This is a genomic window from Barnesiella sp. An22 (assembly GCF_002159975.1).
GTDB lineage: Bacteria > Bacteroidota > Bacteroidia > Bacteroidales > Barnesiellaceae > Barnesiella > Barnesiella merdigallinarum.
Genome location: NZ_NFJR01000012.1, coordinates 1 through 14,650, shown reverse-complemented (window position 1 = coordinate 14,650; position 14,650 = coordinate 1). Strand labels below are relative to the sequence as shown.

The window sequence follows — 14,650 nt, the reverse complement described above, 5'->3', positions numbered from 1 at the left end:
GCTTAGAAAGCGAAGGTTTTCTGTGGATCTTTTTCAACCGGACACATATCCCGTAGCTTTCCGGCCTGTAACTGTTTCTTTGTCTATTCCGACACTGCTCCCGATTTTTTCAAAAGGAGTTCCACTTTTGTATGACGGTTGGCTTCTATTGGCACGTAATCGGCAATTCCACCTTTGCTTGCTTGGGTTATGCAATCAGTCGGAATACCTCGATGTTCCAGTTCGGTGGCGATGTAAGCGGCTCGTGATACACTCAACGAATCGTTAATGTCTGTCGTGCCTGTTGAATTGTCGGCTGCGCCTGTCACCCTGACGGACAAACCGTATTTTTTCGCCACACGCGCCAATTCGTCAAGGTTGAGCATTTGTGAGGCATCCGTCAAGTGTGCCGAATTGAGGGAGAAGAAGAAATAAACCGGAGAACCGATACATTCGCTTCCTCCAGATGCAAGGGCGGCATATCTTCCGGATGTGAATATGGTATCGGAAAGATTGCCGTTCCCTCCTCCGTTTTCATTGAAGCCGGACGTGCCGTTTCGATTAGCAGCCGTCAGGGTGTCTGCCCGTGCATTTCCGTATAAATTCTCGCCCTTAAGAAACGACGTTCCGTCCCAATGCCTGTTTCTCAACCTCGCCCGGAGCGAATTTAATCCGCTGTAATTGTTCACGGGATATTGGCGTCCGGTGGCTTCCCCGTTCCCGAACAGGTGGTTGTACGTGTCGAGCAGGCCTTCGATTTCCAGAATCTTTTTCAATTCGGCAAGCGTCCGCCTGTCCTGATCGATACGCCCCTTGGCACGGTTGTTCTCCTCCGACAGGAAGTTCGCGTAGTCCGTGAGCCATTCGTCCCTGCGGATGTAGGACGTTGCGTCTATCGCACGCTTCCATCCGGTCTGCCCGATGTGGAACGTGAAGCCTGCAGAGAGCGACAGCATGTGGTCGCCGAGACGGTTCGCCCTGCCATACCCGTCGAAGTCCTGGAACGTGGTCATGCCGGAGAGTTCCAGCATGGCGCTTACCCGTTTGGAAATACGGTATTGTCCCTGCACCCCGTATGAGATGGCAAAGGGATTGTGCCCGTTAGTAGCGTGGTGCAGCAAACCGACACCCGCAAAAGGTGCGAGGCTCCAGCGCACTTGTTCCTTCCGGGCATATCTGCCACCAAGCACATTCCACAACAGATCCGCATGGATGTGATGGTAGTCCTGTGTGGACAACCGGGCATCCTTAAACTGCAGACCGCTGTAGTTTATCCGTGCGCCGACAGAGGGTGTGAACCACTTGCCGACGGCGAGGCTGTACGACGGTTTCAGCCGTCCGAACAAGTCCTCGCAACCGAGCGGCGTACCGAGAAAAGCGGTCGTGCCCCCGGCAATACTGACAAACCAGTTGCCGCTTCCGCGCATCGGGAGTACCACTCCATCGAGATAGACCGGCTGCGTCGGCTGGAGCAGTTCCGCGGCAGCATGACGGGATGTGTATCGTACAGTGTCCTCTTGTGCAGACTGTGCTTTTGTCTGTGCCTGCACGGTGCAAAGCATTATAAAAATGAAAATAAGTTGTTTCGTCATATATTGATGATTTTATCTGTTACACTTTTGATTTATTTAAGACTATCTGCCATTTACCGCTTAGGCTTTTTGCCGATACCCGGCCGCATCATGCGGCTCGCCATCCTCATGCAACGGAGCGCCCACGCCCGGTTGTCCTCGTCCTCGTCGCGTCCCCAAGGCAGGTCGCTTTTGCTACCTCCTCCGCCATGTGTTTCGGCAAACGTGGTGGCATCATCGACCATGCCGAGGAACAACAATGTTGCGCAGTGCATGACTTCCGTACCTTGTTCCGCGATGGACTGTACGAGTGTGCCGTCAAAGAGTTGCCGTTCCGACATATCCATTCGTGCCGACACGCTCCGGAACTCGCTGACCACACTTTCCAGTAGGGCATCCTTCAACAGGCTGTCCACTTTGGAATGGACGTCATGCGAATACCGGTAGGCTTCCTCCTTGAGTTCCTCCGTGCGTTCTTCGATGGCACTCATGTTCTCTTTCAGGTCGGCGAGCTGTCGGTCAGCCGCCTGCAACTTCTCCTGTTTGTCTGCCAGTTGCCGGGTGATTCCTTGCAGTTCTTTCTCCAAACCTTGAACCTGTACGGCCAATTGCACTGCATCCCCTTTATTTGCTTTCAGGTCGCTTTCGGCTGCCAATAGCTGCGCCTCCTTTTCGGCTTTCGCCTTTTCGAGGTTCTCGACCATCGTGGTAAGTCCCTTGACCCTGCGTTCTGCCAGCCGGATGTCCGATTGAAGTTCCGACAACGCCTTCCGGTGACGGTCGATATTTTCCTCGATGTTCGTACACTCTTGGGAAAGCATACGGCGGTATTCCTCGGTCGTGCGGTGTCGTGCGCCGGTCTCGGCGACACTTCTTCCTCTCGACATTCCCCATTTCGTATTGACTTCGGCGAAAAAGTCGGTATGGAGCTGTTTCATCCGTTCGCTGTACTCGAACTTGTCCTTTCCGGCGAATATCTCCTTGTACGCAAACTTGCCGTCCTTGATTGGCAGAAGCGTACAGTGGACATGCGGGTTCAGCTCGTCGAGATGTACAATGAAGGCGGCTATGTTCTGCTCGCCGTACCTGCGGCTCACGAACGAATAGACATCCTTCGCCCAGCGTTCGATGTCACCCTTCCTTTTGATGCGTGAATTGTCCGCTCCTTCCTCCAAATCCACCTGCTGCGTGCCGAACGCCAGCTCGTGCATACGCTCCCGCGAACCTCCGAAGATGATGTTCACGACCGTGCGGTATTTCGGCTCCGCCAGTCCCTCGTTGGGGTCCTTGATGCCCCGACGGTTCAGGATGTCCGCCATCCGTTCGGGAATGCTCCGGCTCGTGTCTATGGGGCGTATTTTACCACCGGGGGCAATCTCGAAGTTCAGCTGTTTGCGCGTCGGGTCGTAATTGCCCTTTTTCATGGCGTACTTTTCCGCCTTTTCGCTGCGGTTACGCTGATGCTCGTTGCTTTGGGCGGTGGTGATGCCTTTTGACACCTGCACATCGAGCACTTGTTTTGCATTTGCCATACTGTTCTCGTGTTGTTTCGGCCAATCCTCCGTGTCCCAGCTTGCTGTTCCAGAGGACACCCTTCCCACCGACGTAAGGCAGGTGGGGTATTAGGCTCCCCACTCCCTCTGTTCCGTGGCAGGCGGGCAAGCCCGCGTGCCTGTTATAACTGGCAAGGTTCCCGACCGGGACCAAAGGCGGATCGTCCGGGGTTATACATTCGGTTTGCGGTCTCCGGTCTGATACGCCGTTTCCTGTGCCCTCGCGGCGAGCGCCATGAAAGGCTTGGAAAGCGCATCGAAAATCTCCTTGTCGTCATCGTCGAGATTGTCGTCCTCCGCTTCGGGATCGAGAATATACCTGGCAAGCAATCTCGAAATTTCAACGATACCCGTCCAGTCTCCGTCGAAGCGGGTACGGAAGTCTTCCAAAAATTCCGAACCGTTGTCGAACCTTCGCTTGCGTAGTGCCCTCTGCATGGCGGCATGGGCTATACACCCCAAAGCGGTCGTGCAGATTTTTACGGCCCGTTCGTCATCACTCGCGGCCAAATTGACAGAGGAAAAGTTGTCCGGTTTCGGGCAAATGCCGGGTACGCCTGTCTCGGTCATCGCCTGACGGACGAGCCGCTCGCACTCGTATCCGATGTCATCGAGTTCCGCTTTGCCGATTACCCAGTCGGATAATACCGCACGCAGTTGGTCGGCAAGACCGGGTGTTTCCTGTACATTGCGTGAATCCGCAGGATGTCCGGTTTGCAAGGGCATGGTGATGATGACGCTTTTCGTCAGCCGGGTGCGTTCCAACTGTCCGAGCGCTTCGAGTGTGTCCAGAAACGAGCGGACGGTAGCGCGGTGCCAGTGCCACTCCGAGGCGAGGTCGGAAACGGTTACATGACACTGGCATGGACGGAGTTCATAGTCCTGCTTTCTTAAAAAAGGTGATACGAAACCTGCCAGCGATTTGTCCAGAAGGTCCGCGTAGGCTTCCGTCCTTGTCTTTCGCTCGCCGACTTTTTCCTTGAGGTAGTCGAAAACCTCTACGTTTGCCAGTATGGAGGCTGGCATTTCATTTCCATTTTTCATTTTGATTCTTTTTTTGATGATTTGTCATTGTGAAAATTGTTCGGGCTTATCAAGTTTCGTTGTCCGCTTCGTGCGGCAACATTGCGTGATGATTGTCGTGATAGCTTTCGGCAAATGTCTCGGGGTGCTCGACCCACTTGAAAATCTTATCCATGTCGTTTTCCTTCCATTCGGACATTACCCGCACGGAAGGATAGAACAAGGCTGCCAGAAGAACGAAGGAGATGGTAACGGCCAGTGCGTGCAGATGCGGTATGCCGGCAATGACCACCGCCACGAGCGCGTAGATGGCGAACGCACGCGGCCGGTCAAGCAGGTAGCGCAGCCAGCGGTCCGTCCGTCTGTAAGAGGCCAATGCGGCACATACAATGGTCGAGAACACGATACCGAACTCGCCGGGGTGTCCGTTCGTATATACATAGTGGTACAGGAGCAGCACGGTGAGCAGCACCCACGTGTGGAGTTTGCGGGCCTTTTCGTTGCGGACCATTCTCTCGTAGAATCTGTCCATGAAACGACGGTTGCTTTTGTACAATGCCGATGTTATGGCAACAGGCATGGCGAGAAACAGGAATTGCAGTATAATCCAAGTCATAGATAATATGAGTTTGAGAATATGTTAAGTGGCCGGACCACAAGTTCGAGCCGGATAACGCCGTAGGTGGCCAGCCGGATAATGGCTTCGGCATCTCTTGCCGAGAGGTAGCTGTCGCCTTTCTTGATACGGGTCTTGAACGAGGCGTCCTGCTTTCGGTAGGTGGCCAGAGCCTTGTCCAGTTCGTGTTCGGGAACCATCCACGTCATGCCCTTGTCGTATGGAGCGTGGTCCTTGCAGGCACGCAGTACCAGCGTGCGGGAAACGAGGTAGTCGGTACGGGTGCGTCTCTTGATGACATATTCCTTGTAGAGATTGTCGTCGGCGACCTCTATCCATGTACGGTACGTGTCGATGCAGAATACCAGCTGCCGGTATATCGTATTTCGCATGGCCCGGTGTTTCAAAAGAAATCAATCAGGACATCCGCATGGTCTTTCTTGTACTTGAAATGCCCGTTCTTGGAGTGCAGTTTCAGGTCAAGGCAGAGGTCACCGTACATCATTTCCAGCGAATCATAGACAGTCGCGGTGATATGGCGCACCTTGCCGTCCGCCTCCGTCCTGGCGTTGATTTTGAACATCTGCCCGAACGCGGGGTTTGAATAGGCGCAGGTGCCGTGTCCGAAATTGCCCGATCCGGCAGGGATGTGATGGTAAAGCGTAATCAGCTCCATGTCGTCCTCGAACATGTCCATCACCTCCTCCAAGTCGTAAGGGTCCCGTAGCGGGAACGTGAGCAGCACGTAGTCGCCGTAGAACTTCGGCTCTTCCATTGTCGTAATGTTAAGCAGCCGGGGCAGCTGCAGGGGAACGGACGCCATGAAGTCGTCCAGAAAATGTCGTAGCATAATCATATCATGTATTTTGTCAGACTTTGTTTTTATAGCGTGGCGATGTGGATTTCGATGAGCATACCGGGCAGCTCTTCCAGCCTGTCGTTCTCCGAGGGCAGGATTTTACGCAAGGTGCTGAAAGCGCCGGGCGTTTCCGTCGCTATCCTGTCGAGCGCCTCCTTGTCACGGGGAGAAAGCAGCGTGAGGCAGAAACCGTCCAACGAGGCGTATGGCTGGAGAATCATCCAGATGAAGGCATGGGCTTGTCGGGATGTGGCGACCTCGCCCCGCTGTACACCGTCAAGACAGGCCCGTACATTCTGTATTACCCGCCTGTTGGTACGCATGGCCATGTAGATCATGGCTTCCTTGTAGGTGATTTCCTGCCGCTCGGCAGCACGGAACACCTCTGCGCAGCATTTTTCCGTATCGCGGGTGATGTCGGACAGGTCCATGTCGTTGTAATCGTTCAGGCGTGCAAGGAAAGCACGGAAAAGGGCATCCTCCTTCTCGATGAACCGGGTCAGGTCGCCGTGCCCGTGTATGCCTTTGCGCTGTGTCTCGGAGAGAAGCGTGCGGTACGCTGACAGGAGCTGTTCCTTGCCGCCCCGGTATGCCATGCGGCTGTCCAGCGAGGCGAAGAACGGGCGTATCTCCTGCGCGGAGCGATGCAGCTCCCCGTCTTCGGCGTATGGGGAGAAGCACTCTTTAAGTGCCAGCACCTCTTTATAGGTGCGCGGTCTCGACCGTGCCAGCCGGGAAAGTTCCATACGGATGGAATCGTGCAGCAAGAGGCACTCTTTGCGCGTATCGGTGTGGGAACGCCACAGCGTGTCCCGTCGGATATGTGCGGACACGGAATCCCTGACCGTCTGCCATTGACCGAGACGTGCCGTCAAGCCCTCGAAAGAAAGCCCGTCCTGTGTCCGTAGTCCGGACAGGTATTCCCTGTATATTCCGGCAGGGGTGTTTTGAACTTCGCCGTATGGTTTTCCACTTCCCCCGCCGCATGATGTCAGGGTAAAAACGGCAGCCGGTACGGCACAGGTTCCGATAACGGAAAGTATATTTTTTAAGTACGATGTTTTATAAATCATATTTTAATATCATATTTTAGCCGCAAATCTATGTATTATTTTCAAGACATCTATCGCCCTGTCCTGTTTTTTGTCTATTTTTTAATATCGTACTTAATAGTATGATTTTCAATGAAAACAAGTGAAGAAAAAAACGGTCAAAAAAGTGGCAAAGTTCATTTTTTCGGCCAAAGTATGATATTAGATAAAATAAAACTCTTACATTTGCACTTGTTAGCATAGCAATATAGATTGTATGGCAAAAGTCGGTTATATATTCAAGGCGGATCTTTATGAGGGATTCGACGCGGACAAAGAGTGGATGCAACAGTACGGGTGCATACAGATAGTAGAGGAATCGGTTGAACACGAGTCGCTTCGACCTCAATGGAAGCAGCTTATCTCCAAACTCGAACGTGGCGACGAAATTGTGGTATCCAAATTCAGCAATGCCGTGCGGGGAACGCGCGAGCTGGCATCGTTCGTCGAGTTCTGCCGTATCAAGGTAGTGCGTATTATCTCCATCCATGACAGGATAGATTCAGCAGGCAAGATGTTCCCCGAGACGACAGCCGTAGATGTGCTGAATATGCTGGGAGGACTTGCCGAGGAGGTAACGGTGTTGCGTAACTCGTCCGCTCATGCCATGCAACTGCAACAGGACATACGGACGCAGACAAAAGCGGTAAAGGCTATGGATCAGAAAGACCGGGAAAATACCATCGTGGATATGTACAACAACGGTCATTCGATTGATTCCATCCTTGCCGTGAGCGGTTATAACAGCCGAAGTTCGGTGTTCCGCATTCTCAACAAGTACAAGGTGAATCTCAACCGGGGCAAGTTCAGCGGTCCTCTTGGAAAAAGGAAGAAGAAAGGGGATGAAGGTCTCGCGGAAGGGCAGCCGGACTAACAGGTGCGTAAGCGACCCATGTCGGGGATGCGTTCTATTTATTTATGTAACTACATAATCCTATAATTATATAAGTATATAATTATATAAGTATATAATATGCTGCAATCCGTACATTATCGTCATGATGGTGTGCGGATTTTCTTTGGCATACTTATCATTACGCTGATTATCCAACTATTAGCCGTGATTATATTTTATATAATTATATAATTGAATAAAATAATAAATATATAATTATATACCGCTTTTTCTTGGTAAAACGGATAGAAATCACTATTTTTGCAAGAGGAAAACAATAAAGGAAACATATAGCAATGAAGAACAAAATCGTCATATTCAGCAACATTAAAGGTGGCGTCGGCAAGACAACGCTCTGTGCGCTGTTCGCGAGCTATCTGGTAGAGCGGGGTTATCCCGTCATGGCAATCGACGCGGACTTGCAGGCATCGTTGTACCGTCACCGGAAGCGCGAGAAGGATGTGGCACCGGAGGCTCCAATCCCGTGGAACGTGGATTTGCTGGACACGGCAAACCGGGAACAACTGGAGCGTATCATGGCCAAACTGAAAGAGGTGCCGGGAGTTGTCCTCATAGATTGCCCGGGTAACTTGAACGACCGCAATCTGGAATACATCTACAAGTCGGCGGACACGGCTATCATCCCCATCTCGTTCGATGCGGACACCGTGGACGCGACGGGGATATTCGTCAAGGCGTTGAAAACCGTGTCGGCGGCAGACCTCGTGTTCCTGCCAAACCGTATCAACACGTCCGAGAAGAAATCGGAGGAGCTGCGGCAAAGGGCACAGACCACCGAGTTCCTGGGACTGGTGGGGACAGTCATGCCGACGGTAAAGCAGAGCGTGGCCGTCAAGCGGTACACCACCCTGTACCCGCTGGAGAAAAGCCAGCTTGCGGCAGTCGAACCTTCATTCGACAAAATCATCGAGGTACTTCATCTTAACGAATAGGCACTATGGCAAAAAACAACAGGCCGACGATAGACAATCCACTGGCAAGCATGGGGCTTGATGACATTGTTCGCGGTATAACCGCTTCCGGAAACGACACGGAGGCCGGAGCAGAGAACGCAAACGAGACTCCGGAAACACCGAAGAAAACGGGCAAGCCCCGACGTGGCGGCAAGAAGGCTTTCGAGGAGAACCTCGCCAGATACACCCGTATCAACGAGCAGGGCATCGCCATCTGGCTGCCGAAGGAAGTCAAGAAAAAACTGGAGCTTATCCGTGTCAATGCGAGCCGTAACATTCCGCTGCGGTCTTTGGCAGCTGCCATTATCATGACTTATATCGAAGAGAATGAGGACAGGCTCAATGAGTTGTAGAACAAAAATATATAAATATGTAATTATATAATTATTTAATTGTGTAATTACATATTTCAATAAATATAGGATTAAATAAATATATAGCAGCATGGAAATAATAGTGATAATCGCCGTGTTCTGGGTCGTGGGAAAAATCCTCAAGGGGATATTCGGCGGCTTCAGCAAGAGTGACTACAGGCGGGACCAGTAACAGGCCGGTATCGAAAAATGGTTTGGCGGACCGAGGGAATCCGCAGGGAATCGAATGTTTTCCGCAAGGTTTCGGGAGTGACCAGTGTTTATCCGGGTTCCTGTTCCGTTCGGATGCAAATTTTCGGCACGTCAATCATGGAAGATAAAGTGATAATCATTACTTTAACACAAAATTCATAATCTAAAAATTTCTGGCAGTATGACAAAAGCGGATATTGTAGCCCGGATTGCACAGCAGACCGGAGTGGAAAAGGCGGTCGCAATGACCGTCGTGGAAGCATTCATGGAGACCGTGAAGGATTCGATGGTCGCGGGAGACGAGGTGTTCCTGCGCGGGTTCGGCAGTTTCATCATCAAGAAGCGGGCGAAAAAGGTTGCCCGAAATATATCGAAGAACACGACTATCGTGATTCCGGCTCACTCCGTCCCTGCGTTCAAACCTGCAAAAACGTTCCTTGAGGCGGTAAAAGAGGGAAAATAAAACATAAAACAGTTTATCCCGATCGTGGTCCTAAGTACTATCAGGTACTCCCAACATGAGCTAACGAATGCCGCACAGTCTTAAACAGGCATGTTGCGGCATTCGTTTATTTGGGTGGGTATAAAAGGGAACGGGTACGGGAAATGGGTATAAAAAATGGTCTTCAAGGGAGATACAAGTGGGCAGTCCCGAAAATAGATTCAGGACACATCTGTTACCATGTATCCTGAACCCGCTTCGGTCGTTACCGGTATCGAAAGTTTAGGCTATCCACTTGTAGCCTTCGTCCGTCAGTTCAAAGTATTCATCCATTCCCGGTTTAACAAAGAACATGATTTCAAAGGCTTCGTTGCTTCCGCCTTCCGGTATCGTCATGTCGATTTCACCATTTTGGATAATCCCTCTACCCACGTTATACCCCAAGTCTTCATCTGCGTAGGCATAGTGAAACTCAACCTCCGGAAATATCTCGGAGAGTTTTTGAATAAGTTGCGGCACGCTATCCCAAGCCGTATCAAACCAAAGGATGTTCGGCTCTTCAAAATATTGGTCATAGGCATTCCATTTTGTGCCCCAAGTGGCAATAGACCACTCGTACCAGGTTGGATAACCGTATTTTTCGAGATTGTTCAGGTATGACGCTCCAAGCTGCAATACCTCTTTTCTTCTCTCTTCCTGCAGTTCTTCCACCCGTTGAATGGCTTTCAAATCATCCGGTGTATAGAACGGCTTTCGCTGCATTGCGGCGAGATATTCCATTCCCAGTTCCCCATCGCTGGATGCGTCAATCAGCAGTTCTTCGGGCATGGGGATAATCCTGTTAAAGTCGATGTAGCAAGGCGTGCCGTCCTCTTCGTTTTCTCCTTTCAGGAAATTCATTACTTTCTGTACCGTTTCGCTGTCCGCTTTTATTTCCAAGCGGTTTGTTACATGATTAGGCATAATTCTGTTTTTTAATTTGTTAATACTTTTTTCACCCTCCTGTCGGCTCTTTATTCCCTGAACCGCTTTTGGGTTTTACGGATGCGGTACACGGTTGTCGGGATAATTTCATACGGTGGCTTTTCCTGCCAAATTACTCTTGTGCAGGAAGGAAGAATTTTACAGGAAATGCACTTTAAGCCACCGGATCAAGTGCGACAACCGACCTTTGCATCTGATAAAACCAAACCGGTGACAGGATGAAGGACAGAGAGGAGAAACACGGAAGGCGGAAACTGGTATAAGGGATGGATGCTGAAGATATAAAGGGAATGTGACCGGTTAGAAAAGGAGGATAGCCGTCCAGCCGGAACATATAAAAGAGGACGGTTTGGCACTCCGGACATAAAATAACGAATACCGCAGCCATCACGTAATGACGGTTGCGGTATTTGTTTGTTCGGCAGTGGTTTCCCGATTCGGCAGCCACAGCCTTTGTTCAGGCTTCGCTAATCCGTAACATCATAGAAATAGGATAGCTCTTCATCTTTCAGGTTCTCCGCTGCATACTGGTCGGCCTGTATGTAGAGAGTGTTGTAGAGCGTTGCATATTCCGGCTTATTCTCGTGGTACTGCCAAATTTTGTGGTTAAGCACCAGTACCAGCTCGGTAAGGTACTTGTAGTCTTCTTTCCACTCCTCGAAAGCACGATTGAATGTGTCTTGAACGGCCGAAAGACCAAATCGGTCAGCTATTGAAAAATCATTCCAAAAGGTTGTTTGCAACTCGTACCCGTTCTCTTGCATAAATTCTCTGAATGTCATAACGATTTAATTTAAAGTTGATTTTTTTTGTTTTCCCTCCGATACATTCTGTACCGAAGGCTGATTATTTTTCTGCCCCAAGGATTGGCGGCAGGCCCGGGCAAGGAGGACACGGAAAATACGCTCGCCGACGTGTCAGGGAGGAAGATTTTCCGGCGGCAAGCGCAAGCGGTACTTGACAGGCCAGACAGCCGGCAATCGAACTTTGCAGAGAAAATAACCGGGCTTCCGGAATGGAATACGGGGGAACAAGTGCGGGGAGAATAAAACAGGGGGAAAGTGAAGAATATAAAAATGGGCCACCGCCCCGTAGGGCGAAATGTACGCAAGGGCATCCGGCGGGGCATCCCGGAACGAGGCACGACTGACGGTTCTGTTACAAAAGGAGACGGGCCGCGCTTCGTCATCCACAAGGAAAAATACCGCACCTTATTTGGGGTGCGGTATTCTCTTATGAGTGTTACCTTATGCGGCTTCGTCCGGCTTGCGCTGCCTTGTTTTCCAGCCATACACGTCGGCTACATACGGATAGAGAGAACGTGTTCTTTTGCGGAAACCCTGCTCGTCGATTTCACGGTTGTAGATTTTCTCGGCGATACGTTCCGCTTCTTCACGGTCTTTGGCAACCCTGTAGAGGACGTAGTTCGTGCCGTCGTGGTGGGTCATCCGGCTCCGAATGTTATAGCCGTCGCCGTACCATTCCGCATATTCGCACGAGGATTTCAGAATATCGGCGATGTTGCTTCCCAAAATCTGGTAGCCTTGCCTCCGACCATGCCACAGCCCAAGGTCTCCGAACACGATAATAACGCCGTCCACCTGTTTGTTCAGGTTGTACCGTTCATCGTCCAGCCAGTTATAAACTTCTTCCGCCCATTCTTCATCGCTGACCTCGTAGGTGTCATCGTCCAGCATTTCCCGTTGGGATTTTTGATAATCCTCCTTTGCTGCTTCGTTCAACAAGTCATCGCTTGTCCAAATCATGTGTTTCATACGTTTTGAATGTTAATGTGTTACTTGTTTTTTATCCCTGTTATCGGAGGCTTTCACCTCGCCTGGCGGGATTCGATTTTACATGCGGGACACAAGGCGAAAAGGCGGGAACAAGACAAGGAGGAAGCGGCAGTCCCGGACGGTTCCATTTGTGTTAAGAAGTATTGGCGAGCTTGCGAGTTGATGGTTGTTAATCGCAAATGAAGCCGCGCCTTGCCGGTTCACGCCAGCCTTAACTTTGCAGGGAAAATCAATGGACGGCGGCGGGTAAGCGGAGAATGGACGGAGTGTATAAAAGTTGCGATTCTGCGGAACGGTAACGAGCAAAATAAAAGCGGTCCGAAGACCGCTCTGTTCAAGATAAGGCAGGGATTACTTCTTGCCCTTTTTCTTTTTCGGCTCCACAGGAGCTTCCTCTTTCTCGACAGCCGGATAGAACTTGACAGCGACCATCACGATGCGGTTGTGCTTCACGCCGCCCTGGTCGGCCCACTCTTCAGGCTTGAAGTAACCCTCCACGGTGAGCAGCGTGCCTTTGGTGAGCTGGTCGAACGACCCGGCATTCTCGTTTTTGCGCCACGCTTCCATGTTCATCAGGGCGGATATGCGGTTGGTGTCCTCGCCGTTCTTCTCCTGACGGGCGATTGCCAGCGGGAAACGTGCTACACTTGCGGTGGTGAACTGGCGGATTTCAGCGTCTTTTCCTACGAATCCGGTTACTACGAAATTGTTCTCGATCTTTTTCATTGCGATTGTTTTTTGAAGTTAATGAATCATTTTTACGGTGCCGAAAAAAGTAGGTGCAGCAAAGGGAAAGCACCAAGGATAACGCATAAATACTCTTTATTTTGAGGCGCAGCCCCAAACCGGAGGCCTGATAAAGGAAGATTTGTGCGGTACGCCATTGGTCAAGGTTCACGGAACCGGTCCCGTCTGCACACTATCTTTGCAACGGAATAATGATGATGACTTCGATAGGAACCGGTCGCGGAAAAGGCGGGATGAAAAAAATCGTGGCGGGTTCGGAGAACCGAAAAGACCTGTCCGCCTACCGGCACAAGATTACGGCGCGTTCCGGCATGAAGCGGAGAAGGACATCGAGGCGTGGAAACGTACCGTCCGGCCTCTTGGGTGGAAGCGGCAATAAACGACATGCCGTCCGACCGGCCATGTGCGTTGTGATGTGGAGCGTGCATCTGACGAAGAACCGACAACCAGCGTGTGCCGCATATCGTCAGTGCGCTGCCCTTATCCGGCCATGATATGAGGAAAGAGAAGCAGGAAAAGGGGAAATGGCGGAAACCAGCCTTTCCGACAAAGCGGCGGAGTGGCGCCCTGCGAGTGGAGAGGCAGCTATAAAAGGATGTGGCGCAGCCAAAAGAGAATATAAAGGGCTGTTGCGGTGAATACGGAGGGGCCGTCTATGAATGTAGTTGCGATGGGCAGAAAGCCCTAAAACGGGACAACGAAGGTACTTTCTTGTGTTACATAAGACCAGTGCTATTTGTTATACATTTCCAGTACCCAGTACGGCTGTACTTCCCAAAACCATCTTTTTTTATTATTTCCCCAGTAGCGGAAAACAATCATATTTCCCTCTTCCGAAGTATCATCAGGGTCTTTCACGATTGCCAGGACATGGCAAGATACTTTCATGCCCCGGCTATTGGGTAGCTTCATTTCCACACAGTCTCCAACATTCAATATCATGGCGTTTATTTTTTCGGTTTTTAATGTAAATGTATGAATTTATTTTATTCTTGTATGATTCGGGCGTTATTTATAATCCATACAAATAACGCCCGAATGCCTTATTGGCTGTCTTTTGTCCCTTGATAATCGCATGATTTTCCTCTCGTGGAATCCCACCATTCCGGGAATTTTCCGATAATCCGGCTTCTCGGAATTTGTCTCTATCTCTCCATCGTTATCATTCTCCTGCCGTATTCCATGATTTCGTCCATCGTCAGCCATTCAGGTCTTTCGTCTTCTGCGAAACTTTCATAAAGTTTTGTCATGGTTTCGATTTGGGCTTCCTCATTACCCGCCCACAAACGGTTGGTGTTCCTGTTCCCAAACCCCAAGTAATACTCGCAATCTGCCTGCAAACGACCTAATAACATGTATCTGAAGCGTAAGTCATGCTGTAAAATTTCGTCTATCGTCATACTCTTGTCTTTTAAGTTTTTATTTCTCCCTCTTGTAGCTTGTCGGCTACTTTCGGGCTTGATTCAATTATGTCGCCTCAAAAGGTGGCATGGCTCTTTATGCAGGGTTTCACAACCAAATACGACCTCGGAGAGGTGGAGATTTTGTCGTGAA

At 50.6% G+C, this 14,650-nt stretch carries 17 protein-coding genes; 4 read left to right on the top strand and 13 right to left on the bottom strand.

The genetic code is table 11. The features are described from left to right. Positions 1-83 precede the first annotated feature (83 nt). The 7 genes from B5F38_RS10955 to B5F38_RS10920 all read right to left on the bottom strand — a co-directional run bounded on the left by B5F38_RS10955 (position 84) and on the right by B5F38_RS10920 (position 6,674). Positions 84-1,571 carry an OmpA family protein gene (locus B5F38_RS10955; protein WP_074704826.1) on the bottom strand — a complete coding sequence of 496 codons (1,488 nt, stop codon included), beginning with the start codon at positions 1,569-1,571 and terminating at the stop codon, positions 84-86. Between the two features lie 53 nt (positions 1,572-1,624). Next, positions 1,625-3,082 carry a MobV family relaxase gene (gene mobV / locus B5F38_RS10950; protein ID WP_087409333.1) on the bottom strand — a complete coding sequence of 486 codons (1,458 nt, stop codon included), beginning with the start codon at positions 3,080-3,082 and terminating at the stop codon, positions 1,625-1,627. A gap of 192 nt (positions 3,083-3,274) precedes the next feature. Then, entirely contained in the window at positions 3,275-4,147 is an 873-nt protein-coding gene (locus B5F38_RS10940) for a MarR family transcriptional regulator (RefSeq protein ID WP_087409331.1), read from the bottom strand. A 49-nt stretch (positions 4,148-4,196) separates the two neighbouring features. Continuing rightward, positions 4,197-4,742, bottom strand: a complete 546-nt coding sequence (locus B5F38_RS10935; RefSeq protein WP_087409330.1) for a hypothetical protein — start codon at positions 4,740-4,742, stop codon at positions 4,197-4,199. After that, on the bottom strand, positions 4,739-5,134 hold the full coding sequence (locus tag B5F38_RS10930; RefSeq protein WP_087409346.1) for a hypothetical protein: 396 nt from the start codon (positions 5,132-5,134) through the stop codon (positions 4,739-4,741). The genes B5F38_RS10935 and B5F38_RS10930 overlap by 4 nt, the downstream gene beginning before the upstream one ends. A gap of 11 nt (positions 5,135-5,145) precedes the next feature. After that, positions 5,146-5,598, bottom strand: a complete 453-nt coding sequence (locus B5F38_RS10925) for a hypothetical protein (RefSeq protein ID WP_087409329.1) — start codon at positions 5,596-5,598, stop codon at positions 5,146-5,148. A 26-nt stretch (positions 5,599-5,624) separates the two neighbouring features. Next, a complete protein-coding gene (locus B5F38_RS10920; RefSeq protein WP_087409328.1) occupies positions 5,625-6,674 on the bottom strand; it encodes a hypothetical protein in 1,050 nt (349 codons plus the stop codon). A gap of 235 nt (positions 6,675-6,909) precedes the next feature. Here B5F38_RS10920 and B5F38_RS10915 point away from each other — a divergent pair, with 235 nt between their 5' ends. The 4 genes from B5F38_RS10915 (at position 6,910) to B5F38_RS10900 (ending at position 9,590) form a co-directional block, all read left to right on the top strand. After that, positions 6,910-7,566 carry a recombinase family protein gene (locus tag B5F38_RS10915; RefSeq protein ID WP_087409327.1) on the top strand — a complete coding sequence of 219 codons (657 nt, stop codon included), beginning with the start codon at positions 6,910-6,912 and terminating at the stop codon, positions 7,564-7,566. Between the two features lie 317 nt (positions 7,567-7,883). Beyond that, positions 7,884-8,540: a ParA family protein gene (locus B5F38_RS10910; protein WP_087409326.1), complete on the top strand. Its 657-nt coding sequence runs from the start codon at positions 7,884-7,886 to the stop codon at positions 8,538-8,540. A 5-nt stretch (positions 8,541-8,545) separates the two neighbouring features. Further along, positions 8,546-8,914 carry a hypothetical protein gene (locus tag B5F38_RS10905; RefSeq protein WP_087409325.1) on the top strand — a complete coding sequence of 123 codons (369 nt, stop codon included), beginning with the start codon at positions 8,546-8,548 and terminating at the stop codon, positions 8,912-8,914. A gap of 382 nt (positions 8,915-9,296) precedes the next feature. Further along, positions 9,297-9,590 (top strand): HU family DNA-binding protein, encoded by a 294-nt coding sequence (locus B5F38_RS10900; RefSeq protein WP_255376538.1) that lies wholly within the window; start codon positions 9,297-9,299, stop codon positions 9,588-9,590. Positions 9,591-9,851: 261 nt separating this feature from the next. On the opposite strand, the gene B5F38_RS10895 is transcribed toward B5F38_RS10900, so the two are convergent. The 6 genes from B5F38_RS10895 to B5F38_RS10860 form a co-directional block, all read right to left on the bottom strand. Then, positions 9,852-10,532: a hypothetical protein gene (locus tag B5F38_RS10895; RefSeq protein ID WP_087409324.1), complete on the bottom strand. Its 681-nt coding sequence runs from the start codon at positions 10,530-10,532 to the stop codon at positions 9,852-9,854. 488 nt (positions 10,533-11,020) lie between these two features. Continuing rightward, positions 11,021-11,335, bottom strand: coding sequence for a hypothetical protein (locus B5F38_RS10890; RefSeq protein WP_087409323.1), 315 nt, complete (start codon positions 11,333-11,335; stop codon positions 11,021-11,023). 465 nt (positions 11,336-11,800) lie between these two features. Then, on the bottom strand, positions 11,801-12,328 hold the full coding sequence (locus B5F38_RS10880; RefSeq protein WP_087409322.1) for a hypothetical protein: 528 nt from the start codon (positions 12,326-12,328) through the stop codon (positions 11,801-11,803). 372 nt (positions 12,329-12,700) lie between these two features. Next, positions 12,701-13,075: a single-stranded DNA-binding protein gene (locus tag B5F38_RS10875; RefSeq protein ID WP_087409321.1), complete on the bottom strand. Its 375-nt coding sequence runs from the start codon at positions 13,073-13,075 to the stop codon at positions 12,701-12,703. 753 nt (positions 13,076-13,828) lie between these two features. Next, positions 13,829-14,038, bottom strand: a complete 210-nt coding sequence (locus B5F38_RS10865) for a hypothetical protein (RefSeq protein ID WP_087409319.1) — start codon at positions 14,036-14,038, stop codon at positions 13,829-13,831. A gap of 203 nt (positions 14,039-14,241) precedes the next feature. Further along, entirely contained in the window at positions 14,242-14,496 is a 255-nt protein-coding gene (locus B5F38_RS10860; RefSeq protein WP_087409318.1) for an LPD11 domain-containing protein, read from the bottom strand. Positions 14,497-14,650 lie beyond the last annotated feature (154 nt).

Bases quoted from the DNA above. Each gene is read 5' to 3' on its own strand.
- B5F38_RS10925 (WP_087409329.1), bottom strand. From the start codon at position 5,598: ATGATTATGCTACGACATTTTCTGGACGACTTCATGGCGTCCGTTCCC.
- B5F38_RS10915 (WP_087409327.1), top strand. From the start codon at position 6,910: ATGGCAAAAGTCGGTTATATATTCAAGGCGGATCTTTATGAGGGATTC.
- mobV (WP_087409333.1), bottom strand. From the start codon at position 3,082: ATGGCAAATGCAAAACAAGTGCTCGATGTGCAGGTGTCAAAAGGCATC.
- B5F38_RS10930 (WP_087409346.1), bottom strand. From the start codon at position 5,134: ATGCGAAATACGATATACCGGCAGCTGGTATTCTGCATCGACACGTAC.
- B5F38_RS10875 (WP_087409321.1), bottom strand. From the start codon at position 13,075: ATGAAAAAGATCGAGAACAATTTCGTAGTAACCGGATTCGTAGGAAAA.
- B5F38_RS10955 (WP_074704826.1), bottom strand. From the start codon at position 1,571: ATGACGAAACAACTTATTTTCATTTTTATAATGCTTTGCACCGTGCAG.
- B5F38_RS10895 (WP_087409324.1), bottom strand. From the start codon at position 10,532: ATGCCTAATCATGTAACAAACCGCTTGGAAATAAAAGCGGACAGCGAA.
- B5F38_RS10890 (WP_087409323.1), bottom strand. From the start codon at position 11,335: ATGACATTCAGAGAATTTATGCAAGAGAACGGGTACGAGTTGCAAACA.
- B5F38_RS10905 (WP_087409325.1), top strand. From the start codon at position 8,546: ATGGCAAAAAACAACAGGCCGACGATAGACAATCCACTGGCAAGCATG.
- B5F38_RS10880 (WP_087409322.1), bottom strand. From the start codon at position 12,328: ATGAAACACATGATTTGGACAAGCGATGACTTGTTGAACGAAGCAGCA.
- B5F38_RS10860 (WP_087409318.1), bottom strand. From the start codon at position 14,496: ATGACGATAGACGAAATTTTACAGCATGACTTACGCTTCAGATACATG.
- B5F38_RS10940 (WP_087409331.1), bottom strand. From the start codon at position 4,147: ATGAAAAATGGAAATGAAATGCCAGCCTCCATACTGGCAAACGTAGAG.
- B5F38_RS10910 (WP_087409326.1), top strand. From the start codon at position 7,884: ATGAAGAACAAAATCGTCATATTCAGCAACATTAAAGGTGGCGTCGGC.
- B5F38_RS10865 (WP_087409319.1), bottom strand. From the start codon at position 14,038: ATGATATTGAATGTTGGAGACTGTGTGGAAATGAAGCTACCCAATAGC.
- B5F38_RS10935 (WP_087409330.1), bottom strand. From the start codon at position 4,742: ATGACTTGGATTATACTGCAATTCCTGTTTCTCGCCATGCCTGTTGCC.
- B5F38_RS10920 (WP_087409328.1), bottom strand. From the start codon at position 6,674: ATGATTTATAAAACATCGTACTTAAAAAATATACTTTCCGTTATCGGA.